The organism is Lacicoccus qingdaonensis, assembly GCF_900101075.1.
GTDB lineage: Bacteria > Bacillota > Bacilli > Staphylococcales > Salinicoccaceae > Lacicoccus > Lacicoccus qingdaonensis.
Genome location: NZ_FNFY01000020.1, coordinates 32,586 through 44,584, shown reverse-complemented (window position 1 = coordinate 44,584; position 11,999 = coordinate 32,586). Strand labels below are relative to the sequence as shown.

The 11,999-nt window shown below is 42.5% G+C and carries 8 protein-coding genes and 1 rRNA gene; 3 read left to right on the top strand and 6 right to left on the bottom strand.

Going from position 1 to position 11,999, the window contains the following annotated elements:
* Positions 1-176: ribosomal RNA gene (locus BLR15_RS10530) — 16S ribosomal RNA — on the bottom strand; the annotation flags it as partial.
* Between the two features lie 535 nt (positions 177-711).
* On the opposite strand from BLR15_RS10530, the gene BLR15_RS10525 reads away from it, so the two are divergent.
* Complete coding sequence (locus BLR15_RS10525; RefSeq protein WP_092987293.1) at positions 712-1,101, top strand: DUF2614 family zinc ribbon-containing protein; 390 nt, start codon at positions 712-714, stop codon at positions 1,099-1,101.
* A 39-nt stretch (positions 1,102-1,140) separates the two neighbouring features.
* Here BLR15_RS10525 and perR read toward each other — a convergent pair whose 3' ends face one another.
* The 3 genes from perR to bcp form a co-directional block, all read right to left on the bottom strand.
* Positions 1,141-1,575 (bottom strand): peroxide-responsive transcriptional repressor PerR, encoded by a 435-nt coding sequence (gene perR / locus BLR15_RS10520; protein ID WP_092987292.1) that lies wholly within the window; start codon positions 1,573-1,575, stop codon positions 1,141-1,143.
* 91 nt (positions 1,576-1,666) lie between these two features.
* Positions 1,667-2,611: a D-2-hydroxyacid dehydrogenase gene (locus tag BLR15_RS10515; RefSeq protein WP_092987288.1), complete on the bottom strand. Its 945-nt coding sequence runs from the start codon at positions 2,609-2,611 to the stop codon at positions 1,667-1,669.
* 4 nt (positions 2,612-2,615) lie between these two features.
* The gene (gene bcp, locus BLR15_RS10510) at positions 2,616-3,062 is read right to left on the bottom strand and encodes a thioredoxin-dependent thiol peroxidase (RefSeq protein WP_092987287.1); all 447 of its coding nucleotides are present in this window, start codon (positions 3,060-3,062) and stop codon (positions 2,616-2,618) included.
* Positions 3,063-3,210: 148 nt separating this feature from the next.
* On the opposite strand from bcp, the gene BLR15_RS10505 reads away from it, so the two are divergent.
* Positions 3,211-4,503: a glutamate-1-semialdehyde 2,1-aminomutase gene (locus BLR15_RS10505; protein WP_092987286.1), complete on the top strand. Its 1,293-nt coding sequence runs from the start codon at positions 3,211-3,213 to the stop codon at positions 4,501-4,503.
* 11 nt (positions 4,504-4,514) lie between these two features.
* Positions 4,515-5,627 (top strand): FUSC family protein, encoded by a 1,113-nt coding sequence (locus BLR15_RS10500; RefSeq protein WP_092987285.1) that lies wholly within the window; start codon positions 4,515-4,517, stop codon positions 5,625-5,627.
* Between the two features lie 386 nt (positions 5,628-6,013).
* Here the strand turns inward: BLR15_RS10500 and BLR15_RS10495 are convergent, their stop codons facing one another.
* Both BLR15_RS10495 and gltB read right to left on the bottom strand, forming a co-directional pair.
* On the bottom strand, positions 6,014-7,480 hold the full coding sequence (locus BLR15_RS10495; protein ID WP_092987284.1) for a glutamate synthase subunit beta: 1,467 nt from the start codon (positions 7,478-7,480) through the stop codon (positions 6,014-6,016).
* 17 nt (positions 7,481-7,497) lie between these two features.
* Positions 7,498-11,958, bottom strand: coding sequence for a glutamate synthase large subunit (gltB, locus tag BLR15_RS10490; protein ID WP_092987283.1), 4,461 nt, complete (start codon positions 11,956-11,958; stop codon positions 7,498-7,500).
* Between the last annotated feature and the right edge of the window lie 41 nt (positions 11,959-11,999).

Sequence of the window (11,999 nt, the reverse complement as noted above, 5' to 3'; positions counted from 1 at the left end):
CGGTATTAGCCACGGTTTCCCGCGGTTATCCCAGTCTGATGGGTAGGTTGCCTACGTGTTACTCACCCGTCCGCCGCTCGATCATGGGGAGCAAGCTCCCCAATCTCGCGCTCGACTTGCATGTATTAGGCACGCCGCCAGCGTTCATCCTGAGCCAGGATCAAACTCTCCATAAATGGAAAGCTCTTCTGAGCTCGGTCGATACTGCTGACAGTATCTTGGTTGCGTGTTGTGTTGTTCGCCTCAACTTCTCGTTCCCATATAATAGGAACGTTTATCGGAATTAAACGTTGACATATTGTCATTCAGTTTTCAATGTTCTCGTTTTGTTTCATTTTTAAATCACTCTTACAACTATACTTGAGCCGTTTTATAAAATCAAGTGACAATTTTACACTTGCGATTGTTTCTTTTGGCTGGCGTTTGTTGCAGGCTTCGATTCAAGTTCGCTCTGAAAACAGCGACTTTTATATCATACCAAGCTTTCTAATTTTCGTCAACAGTTTTGAAAAACTATTTTTCGACTGAGTAAGCTTGTTTGCGTTCGCTCAAATTAGCGACTTTTATATAATATCAGGGTTTTAAATTTCCGTCAATAAGAAATATTAAATTCCTGTAAATTTCTTAACGTGTCATTAACTTGTTAAGAATGTAATTATTAGATTATCATATATATGTTATTATGTATATAATAATTTTTGAGGTGAAATAATGGAGAGAAAAACCAATAAGATCAAACGTATCAGAGGCTACGCCCTCGCAATGGTGTTCGCCGGGCTCATCATAATGTATCTCGGAGTATTTTTCAGAGAGATCACCTGGCTGTTCGGCCTGTTCATTCTACTAGGCTTCATACCTATGGTTCTTTCTGTGATCATTTACTTCTGGGTCGGCATCATCAGTGCCAGAGTGATCACCGTTGAATGCCCGAACTGCGAACGTCCCACCAGAATTTTAGGCAGAGTTGACTACTGCTACTTCTGTAAGGAACCTCTGACTATAGATAAAGAATTGGAAGGCGAAGAATTCAATCTTGACTATAATGTCCAACATAGAAGAGATAAATTTGTAGCTGAGAAGAAACAAAAAGAAGACCAGTGATCTAGATCACTGGTCTTCTTTTTTTCTTGCCTTATTATACTATCTGCATTCCGGACACAGTCCGTAAATTTCCAACCGGTGGTGGCTGACATCATAGTCTGTGACAGCGCCTGCCAATTGTTCAACTTCATTTAAGCCCGGATAATGGAAGTCAGTGATTTTTCCGCATTCGCTGCAGATGATATGGTAATGTGTATCCGTTACAAAATCAAAGCGGCTGGAAGCATCTCCGTAAGTCAGCTCCTTTACCAGCCCTGTTTCTTTAAATAATTTTAAATTATTATAAACAGTTGCTACACTCATGTTAGGATATTCACTTGATAAAGCTTTAAAAATATCATCAGCAGTTGGGTGCTCATCCGACTGAATCATGAAATTCAATACCGCTTTACGTTGAGGCGTAATTCTGACGCCTGTTTCTTTAAGCGCATCAATAGATTCATCATAAATTTTATCCGCATCTATCATCTTCATAATGATACCCACTTTCTTTAACTAAACTACTGGTATTAGTATCATTGTACTGAATTCCAAAATTGTTTGTCAATCAAGACTTCTTATAATGTTAATAACCCTTTTTACTGTCGATCACATTTTCCATCTTGCTGTAGTCATCGATATGCTTTAAATTGTGTTCAAATATATCAAACGCACGTTCAATGTATCCGCTCGTCTTGGATGAAGCATGCGGGGTGATCGTCACATTATCATACTTATAGAACGGACTTTCCCCGGTAAGCGGCTCATCATTGAATACATCAAGTATGAGCTGGCCGATCTTCTTCTGCTCCAGTGCATTCAGAAGCACTTCATCGGCTGCAATATCACCGCGGCCGATATTGACAAATATACTGTCGTCCTTCATCTCGTCAAAATGACCATCGGTAAGAAGACCGACAGTCGCTTCCGTACTCGGAAGGATGTTGACCAGTATATCTGCCCTGCCGATATGATTCATCAGTTCATCAAGCGGATAGGTCTCATTGAACCCTTCAACTTCCCTGCCGTTTGTATTGTAACCCACTGTATTTACACCGAAAGCCTGGAGCACTTTAGCCAGGTGGCTGCCTATGCTGCCCGTACCGAGGATGTGTGTCGTCTTCCCGTACAGTTCAGTGGTGAATGCATTTTTCCGCCAGTGTTTCGCCTTCTGGTCTTCATGAAGCAGATTGAAATCCTTATAATGAGAGAGAATCAGACCGATTGTGTACTCTGTCATCTGAATTTTATGAATGCCGGTTGCGTTTGTAATCAGTACGTCTTCCAGTTTATCGAGCGGCATCATCTCCAGTCCCGCACTCATCACCATGATCCATTTAAGGTTTTTAAACTCCGGCACATGCTCTTCTGTCATATCCGTGCCGTATGTCACAAAAATCTCAGCCCGCTCCCGTTCTTTAGCAGTCATTTCCCTTGAACGTACATGCTCATAATTCGCCTGAGGTAAAACCTCTTTTATACCGGCGATCATTTTATCCGGCAGTCTAATGGTAGAAACTATATTTTTCATCGCTCTATACCTCTTGTAAAAATGCTTTTAAATCTTCTGCATGCGCCTTTGCCTTTACATTATCCATGCGCTTGAGAATATTGCTGTTTTCATCCACAACAAATGTCGTACGGACGATCCCCATGGATTCTTTACCGAACGCCTTCTTCAGTCTGTACACATCCAGTTCCTTCGCCAGTTCAAAGTCTTCATCAACCAGCAGATCGAAATTCAAATCATGTTTTGCTATGAAATTCTGATGTTTCTTTTTTGAATCTCCGCTCACGCCATACACTGTGACATCCAGATCTTTCAAATCATCCATTGCATCTCTCATATCACATGCCTGGGTTGTACAGCCCGGTGTATTATCTTTAGGATAAAAATAAATGACCGTGACACCTTTAAAATCTTCATTGGAAACTGTATCACCATTCTGGTTTTCAAGCTTAAAATCCGGGAACTTATTCATAACAATCTATGCCTCCATATATTATAGTTAATATTAATGATACAAAACTAATTATAATCCGACAAGAACTTCCAATTTACTTAAAAGCATACATCGTTTGTGTTATTATATCTAATGAACAAATTGATAATTTAGAGGATGAAATACAATGTTTACACACAAGAATTCAGAAGCACTGCAAGAGTCCGCTGACGATATCATACTTGGTGGTGTCAACTCCCCTTCACGCTCATATAAAGCTGTCGGCGGCGGTGCCCCGGTAGTGATGGATCGTGCAGAAGGCGCATATTTTTATGATGTTGACGGAAACAGATACATTGATTACCTGAGTGCGTACGGGCCGATCATTACTGGACACGCACACCCGCGCATCCATGAAGCGATCGTGGAACAGAGCGGGCGCGGCATACTGTACGGTACACCGACAAAATTGGAAATTGATTTTGCCAATAAAATCCAGGCGGCCATGCCCTCCCTGGAGAAAATCCGTTTCGTCAATTCCGGAACAGAGGCGGTCATGACGACGATCCGTGTAGCAAGAGCGTATACCGGACGGAATAAGATCATAAAATTTGAAGGCTGTTACCACGGACATTCAGATCTGGTCCTGGTCGCAGCAGGCAGTGGCCCTGCACAACTGGGTTCCCCGGATTCGGCAGGTGTCCCGAAAGGTGTCGCACAGGACATGATAACAGTACCTTTCAATGATATCGACTCACTTAAGGAAGCAATCGCACACTTCGGAGATGAAGTCGCTGCTGTAATGGTCGAGCCAATTGTCGGCAACTTCGGCATCGTCGAACCATTTGAAGGTTTTCTGGAAGAGATCAATCAGGTCGCCCATGATAATGGTTCACTCGTCATCTATGATGAAGTGATCACCGCATTCAGGTTCATGTATGGCGGCGCCCAGGATTTGCTGAAAGTCTACCCTGACCTCACTGCCTTGGGTAAAATTATCGGCGGCGGTACGCCGATTGGTGCATACGGCGGCAGACAGGACATCATGGAAAGCGTTGCACCGCTCGGCCCGGCCTATCAGGCAGGTACTATGGCCGGCAACCCCTTATCAATGGCGGCAGGCATCGCATGCCTTGAAATATTGGAAAAGCCGGGCGTCTACTCCGAACTCGACCGGCTGGGCAAAAAACTGCAGGACGGCTTTGATGATCTGATAGATAAATATGAGATTCCTGCAAACACTTCCCGCCTGTCCGGCGCACTGACCATTTTCTTCACAACGGAAAAAGTGACAAATTATCAGGCGGCAGAAAACACTGACGGCGAATCGTTCGCGAAGTTTTTCAGAGGACTGATCAGCCGCGGCATCAACATCGCACCATCAAAATACGAAGCATGGTTCCTCACCACAGCACATACGGATGAAGACATTGAAGAGACGTTACAAATTGTAGAGGATGTATTTAAATATGACTTTTAGGAGATGGTGCCATGCGTTTTGGCGCACGAGTATTTAAAACAGGATTAACCGTTGTACTCACATTATTCATCACACATCTCTTGGGGCTCCAGCCAAGCCTTATCGCAGGCATCGCAGCAGTATTTGCACTGCAGCCGAACGTCCACCGCTCAGCGGTAAGGACATGGGAACAATTCCAGGGCAACACATTGGGCGCAGTTGCCGCGATTATAATGGTTTTATTATTCGGTAATAATGTCATCGTTATTGGTCTGACTGTCATTCTCGTTCTTGCGACACTGCTGTTTTTCAACCTGCAGAGTGTTTCAACACTTGCCGTCGTCACAATGATTGCGATTATGGATGCGCCTCAGATCAGTGAGGCTGGAGCAACGACAATCGATTTCCTTGAGGCAGCGGGTATAAGATTTTCACTCGTCATGATCGGGGTATTGTCATCACTCTTGATAAATCTGGTGTTTATCCCGCCGAAATATGAAACGAAAATGTATCACAACTGTTTTAATATCACGACCGATATCTTCAAATATATACGTTTGGAACTGAGCAACATGAGTGAGTATCAAATAGTCAAGAAAGATATCGAGTCAATCAGAGAACGTGTTGTCAGACTGGAAACCATGTACTTATGGTTCCGGGAGGAGCGCTCACTGTTCAGAAGAGAACGTTTTGCAGATTCCAGAAGGAAAATATTATTCAAACATTTGATTTCATCCACGAGGCGGGCATTCGAACTGCTTCGTAAATTCAACCGTTTTGAAAACAACTACAATCATTTGGATGAAGAATTTCAAAACAGAATCCGTTTTGAGCTCGAATATTTAATGGGCTTCCACGAGCAGATTTTTATGAAGTTCACAGAGAAAATAAAACCGAATGTCACTAATGAAAGTATACACGAAGATCTGTACGAAACTTCCCTGATGGATGATTTCATCAGACATTATAATGAAGCTGAAACGGAAGAAGAACGTATTCAATACACAAGCATCATGGAGATACTTTCTTCATTATATGAATATGCGAACTCATTGGAACGCATCAATCGTCTGGCTGACAGTTTCTTCAGATTCCATTCCAAGAAAAACAAAATCAATATCCAGGATGAAACGATGGATATTTAAAAAGCCACATGAAAAACCCTGAGTATCATTACTCAGGGTTTTTCATCTATTTTATTAGGAAGTACTATGGAGCTTTTTTAAAAGAATCAATCCAGATCAAAGTCATAACGTACTGATGCCGTCCATTCAAATTAAATCACTGATCCCTAAATCATTAATACAGTATCATTTCTCCCTTTACAGTGCCCCTTCCGGCTGACATTCCCCAATATCAGCCGGCAGGTGCTGCGGCACCATAAAACTATTTCAATCATTCAAAACAGTGCTTCATCTGAGTTTTTCTAAATCTTTCTATAAGTCCATCTTAGACAATACCATCCTATACAATCAATACATTAATGATATATCATCAATATCAAAATTAGATTACTGCAATGTAATGCAGTTTAAGAACTTTTGTGATACATGTTGCCGACGGCAAATTTGTGCACTTCTTTTGCCGCTTCACGGCCTTCTTTGATTGCCCACACGACCAGACTCTGGCCGCGCCTTGCATCCCCGGCAGCAAACACTTTTTCCTGATTTGTTCTGTAAGTTTCATCATCTGCATGAATCTTATTGTTTTCCATCCTGATATTAAATGCTTTGGGAAGTTCACTTTCAACGCCTTCAAAACCGATTGAAAGAAGCACCAGATCTGCTTTGAAATATCTTTCCTGATCTTCCATTGTCATATTAGTCAGGCTCTTTTGACTCAAAACCTGGGTTTTAACCCCTTTCAAATCACCGATGAAATCTACATCATAAGCCATCGTCTGAACACTGTACGCTCTCGGCTCCACACCAAATTTCTGTTGATACTCTGCATGGGAATAGTCCAGCTTGAAAGTCTTTTTCTCAAGCGGCCATGCTGGATTCCCTTCAATTTCATCAGGCAGACGATCATATTTATTGAGTTGGAAAACGGATTTACAGCCTTCACGAAGCGCCATTGCCACACAGTCTGCACCCGTATCTCCTCCGCCGATGACAACAACATGCTTATCTTTTGCTGTGATTTCAGATGATTCTTTCTCGTTTAACTGAATTTTTGTCTGCTCCGTCAAATAATCCATTGCAAATCTTATATCGCGGCTCTGACGGCCTTCAAGTTTCAAATCACGCTGTTTTCTTGCACCTGATGCTATGATGACAGCATCATATTCTTCAGTCAGCTCTTCCGCGGTTATGTCCTTTCCTACATCGATACCACATATGAAATTGATGCCTGCATCTTCCATCAATTGTATACGGGTTTCCACCAGCTTTTTATCGAGTTTCATATTTGGTATGCCATACCTTAATAATCCGCCCGGTTTGATATCACGTTCGTAAACATCGACTCTGTGCCCCCACGTATTCAATTCATCAGCTGCAGTGAGACCAGCCGGCCCGCTGCCTATAATAGCAATCCTTGTTTTTAGACGATGTTTCGGTACTTTTGGCTGTACCCATCCTTCTTTATAAGCTTCATCGATGATTGTACGTTCGATACCTTTGATGGCTACAGGATCTCCGTTGATTGAAAGTACACAGGAAGACTCACATGGGGCAGGACATACCGTACCTGTAAATTCAGGAAAATTATTGGTTTCTGATAATCGGTGGAACGCTTCCTTGAAATCCCCTTTATAAACCAGGTCATTCCATTCAGGAATATAATTGCCTATAGGACATCCGATTGTTTCTTTCCCTGCACTCGAACCTGTCTGACAGAATGGTGTTCCGCAATCCATACATCTGGCGCCCTGCTCACTCGCATCATCATTACAGAATCTATGCTGATAAGCATCATAATTTTGAATTCTGTCCTCTAAACTTTCTTCTTTCTGGTTTCTACGTTCATATTTTAAAAAACCTTTGAATTCTCCCATATGACGGAACTCCTTTCTTAATGAATATTCATACTTTCAAGTTCTTTTGCATCTGCATCACCTGTTCCATAAAATGCATTCAGTTCAGCATCCTGCCTCGACTGGTCGGAACGAAGACCGTGTTGGATTTTTTGCTGCATCTCCTTATATTCGACAGGTATCACTTTAATGATTTGAAGTCTCCCATTTTCAAGAAGATCAACCGCTTTTTCAGCTTTCCTGCTGCCGGTAAAGAATTTTTGTGCATATAATAATTCCTTCACTTTTTCGATTTCTTCAGAATCTTCCACATAGCCTGTTTCTATAGCTTCAGTATTCATATTCAGTTTATTTTCCATGAGTGAACGCTCATTGATTATATAAGCAATACCCCCACTCATTCCTGCAGCAAAATTTTTACCGATATCTCCAAGTATCACTACCCGTCCGCCGGTCATATATTCAAGGCCGTGATCACCGAGACCTTCGACAACGACATTTGCACCGCTGTTCCTGACACCAAAGCGTTCACCGGCAGTCCCGTTAATAAATACCTGACCGGAAATTGCACCATACAGGCAGACATTTCCTGTGATTATTTCATGACTGCGTCTGATATTTGGAGCTTGTACGATGATGCGTCCGCCGGATAGTCCCTTACCGACGTAATCATTCAAGTCTCCTGTATGATGCAGGGTCATTCCCTGAGGGATAAAGGCACCATAGCTCTGACCGCCATGACCGTAGGTGTTCAGTTTATAATAATCATGCGCCAGCTGTTTCATGCCGAATCTATCGGTAATCATACTGCCGAACCTTGTTCCTATATCTCTGTGTCTGTTCGTTACTTTATACGCCGCTTCCTTTTTCACACTTTTTTCTAATGCATCGGTGAAATCAGGTATAACCTCAGTTTCATCAAGAGAATGTTCAAACGGATGTTTCTGCTTCTCGCTTTTAAACCTGTCACCTTCGACCATAGTAAGGATCGGCTCTAAATCGAGATCGCTCATACGGTGACGGCTCACTGCCGCTTCATCCACTTCAAGGTGATTGACGGCACCCACCAGTTCATCCATCGATTTTAATCCCAGCTCACTCAGTATTTCTCTGATATCTTCAGCAATAAAATTCATAAAGTTGACGACATGATCTGCCTTACCGCTGAACAGCTTTCTCAAATCTCCATTTTGGGTTGCGATGCCGACCGGACACGTATCTTTATGGCAGACCCTCATCATGATGCAGCCCAAAACAACGAGAGGTGCAGTTGCGAATGCATATTCTTCGGCACCGAGCGCTGCAGCCATGGCAACATCACGGCCGGTCATCAATTTACCGTCTGTTTCTATAGTCACTCTTGAACGAAGCCCGTTCAATATCAGTGTCTGGTGCGCTTCAGTCAGACCCAGTTCCCAGGGGAGGCCGGTATGTTGAATACTTGTCATTGGTGAAGCACCTGTACCGCCGTCATAACCGCTGATGACTATTTTATCCGCGTAGGCTTTTGCCACCCCGGCAGCAATGGTGCCCACACCATCCTTAGCTACAAGTTTTACTGATATATCCGCATTTTTATTGGCATTTTTCAGGTCATGAATGAGCTGTGCCAAATCTTCGATACTGTATATATCATGATGCGGCGGTGGCGAAATAAGTCCAACACCGGGTGTTGAGTTTCTAGTTTCAGCTATCCATGGATATACTTTTTCACCGGGCAGCTGACCGCCTTCACCGGGTTTTGCGCCCTGGGCAACTTTAATCTGTATCTCCTCAGCACTGTTCAGGTATTCGCTGTTAACACCAAAACGTCCGGATGCAACTTGTTTGATAGCACTGTTGTAATTACTGCCATCTGTATTTAATGTGGCGCGTTCAGGATTCTCCCCTCCCTCGCCGCTGTTACTTTTTCCTCCGATTCTGTTCATTGCTTCTGCCAGTGTCTGGTGCGCTTCCTCTGAAAGTGAACCGTAGCTCATCGCTCCCGATTTAAATCTCTTAACTATATCTTTTGCAGGTTCAACCATTTCCAGAGGTATCGGTTTCCCGGTTTTAAATTTCAGTAAATGTCTGATACTGGAATGATGGTTATCATTCATGTAATTTTTGTACTCATTATATTTTTCTCTGTCATTAGTCATACATGCTTCCCTTAACATCCTGATTGAAGTCGGATTTATAACGTGGTGGTCCCCCTGCTGCCTCCACTGGAATTTACTTCCTGATTCCAGATACTCCAAATTCTTATCCTGCTGCTCTTTAATATTCCTATCGATGTCTTCTATGGATAAGCCGCCAATTTTCGATACAGCACTGCCGAAATATTTCGCCATCAATTTTTTTGACAACCCCACCGCTTCGAAAATTTGCGCACCATGATAGCTCTGCACTGTTGAAATTCCCATTTTAGCCATCACTTTGATGAGTCCTGCTGTCAGGCCTTTATTGAACTGTTTGACAGTTCCGGGATCACCGGCAGAGTACTGGAGCAAAGTCTCCTGTGCGATATAAGGATCTACAGCATTGGCACCGAAGCCGATTAATGCTGCAACATGATGGACTTCACGGACTTCTGCGGATTTAATGATGATGCTTGTTGAAATTCTTTTATCCGCTTTTATGAGCGCCTGATGCACAGCACTTGTCACCAGCAGCGGCGGCATGACATAGACACTCTCATCTTCCAGTACAGCTTCATCAGTCAATAGTATGACACCATATTTGTCCGCAACCAGAACAGCTTCTTCAATCAGATTGTCAAGTGACTTTTCAAGACTTCCGTTGTATGTGATGTCAATTTTCTTAATTCCAAGAGCTTTGACATCATCTCTCTCATACACACCGTTGTCAATAACCGGTCCTTCCAGCTGAATTCTGTCCGTTACGTTTTTATCCGGTTTCAAAAGATGCCCCTCACCGCCCAGATAAGTGATTTCACTCGTTACAATCTTTTCTCTGTATGAGTCGAGCGGCGGGTTCGTCACCTGGGCAAAGTGCTGCTTGAAATAATCGAACAAAGATTTTGTGTCGTCAGACAAGAATGCCAGCGGCATATCAAATCCCATTGCACCAATAGGGTCTTTCACTTCTGAAGACAGCGGCTTCATATATTTTTCGATATCTTCTTTTGTATAGCCGAATCTGACCAGAATTGACTGAAGCTGGACTTTATCCAATGGATGTCTCTTGAACTTGGAAGGCTCTTCAGAAGTCCTGTCCAGCCATTTTCCATATGGTCTTTTAGATGATATGCCATTTTTCAATTCGTCATTTTCTATAATTCTCGATGTTTCGAAGTCGACCAGCAGCAATTTACCCGGACTCAGCTGTCCTTTATAAATTACTTCATCTTCATCAACATCTACCACGCCGACTTCCGATGAATAGATGATTTCATTTTTATCAGTGACATAATACCTTCCCGGTCTTAATCCATTCCTGTCAGTCAGTGCACCAATCTTGTGGTTATCGCAAAAACTGATCATTGTGGGTCCATCCCATGGTTCCATGATATAACTGTAAAATTCATAAAAATCTTTCACAGCAGCATTATTATAATCCTGATATTTCCACGGTTCAGGTATCATGATCATTGCAGCTTCTTCAGGAGGCATCACAAGACTCATGAATTCAAGGACATTATCGACCATCGCAGAATCACTGCCGTCACCGTCAATGATTTCAGAAATTTTCTCACCTTTTTTCCCGTAGACATCCTTCAGCCATTGATTCGTACGTGCCTGCATCCAGGAAGCATTACCTTTAATCGTATTGATCTCCCCGTTATGCATCAATAATCTGTTTGGATGCGCCCGCGCCCAGCTGGGAAAAGTATTTGTACTGAACCTTGAATGGACCATACCGAATTTGGAAATATAGTCCGGGTTATTGAGATCAATATAAAAATCTTTAATCTGTTCAGCCCTAAGCCATCCTTTATACACTATAGTTTCATTTGAGAATGACGAAACATAATGCTCCACCATATCTGCATTCAGATTTTGTTCAATCATTTTTCTCAAATAATAAAGATCCAGGGGATCATGACATTTTGTAATGACCTGGATAAAATACGGCATGGTCTGTTTGACATGCTCGGCAATCGCACTTTCATCCACCGGAACCTTTCTGAATGCAATCAGTTCTTCATTTTCAGTATTGATCGTTTCTTCAACAATCATTTTAAATTCATCAAGAGATGCTCCGGATTCCAGCATGTACATTCCAACGGAATAACGGCTGAACTCAGGAAGCTCGGAGTACTCTTCTTTTAGCAGATCGTGAGGAATCTCCGTCATGATACCTGCACCGTCTCCTGTCATTCCATCAGCACCGATACCACCGCGGTGATCAAGTCTGGTCAACATTTCCAAAGATTTCAGTACAATATCATGAGTCCTTAAATTATCCATATTTGCATAAAAACCAATGCCGCAGGCATCGCGTTCATTTTTGGAATCATATAGTCCATACTGGTCAATATTTTGATATAAAGACATTTCTGGCACCTCTTTCATCTGAATATTTTTACAATTTTATA

Excerpts from the sequence above, each read along its gene's own strand:
- BLR15_RS10525 (WP_092987293.1), top strand. The coding sequence starts at position 712 with ATGGAGAGAAAAACCAATAAGATCAAACGTATCAGAGGCTACGCCCTC.
- perR (WP_092987292.1), bottom strand. The coding sequence starts at position 1,575 with ATGAAGATGATAGATGCGGATAAAATTTATGATGAATCTATTGATGCG.
- BLR15_RS10515 (WP_092987288.1), bottom strand. The coding sequence starts at position 2,611 with ATGAAAAATATAGTTTCTACCATTAGACTGCCGGATAAAATGATCGCC.
- bcp (WP_092987287.1), bottom strand. The coding sequence starts at position 3,062 with ATGAATAAGTTCCCGGATTTTAAGCTTGAAAACCAGAATGGTGATACA.
- BLR15_RS10505 (WP_092987286.1), top strand. The coding sequence starts at position 3,211 with ATGTTTACACACAAGAATTCAGAAGCACTGCAAGAGTCCGCTGACGAT.
- BLR15_RS10500 (WP_092987285.1), top strand. The coding sequence starts at position 4,515 with ATGCGTTTTGGCGCACGAGTATTTAAAACAGGATTAACCGTTGTACTC.
- BLR15_RS10495 (WP_092987284.1), bottom strand. The coding sequence starts at position 7,480 with ATGGGAGAATTCAAAGGTTTTTTAAAATATGAACGTAGAAACCAGAAA.
- gltB (WP_092987283.1), bottom strand. The coding sequence starts at position 11,958 with ATGTCTTTATATCAAAATATTGACCAGTATGGACTATATGATTCCAAA.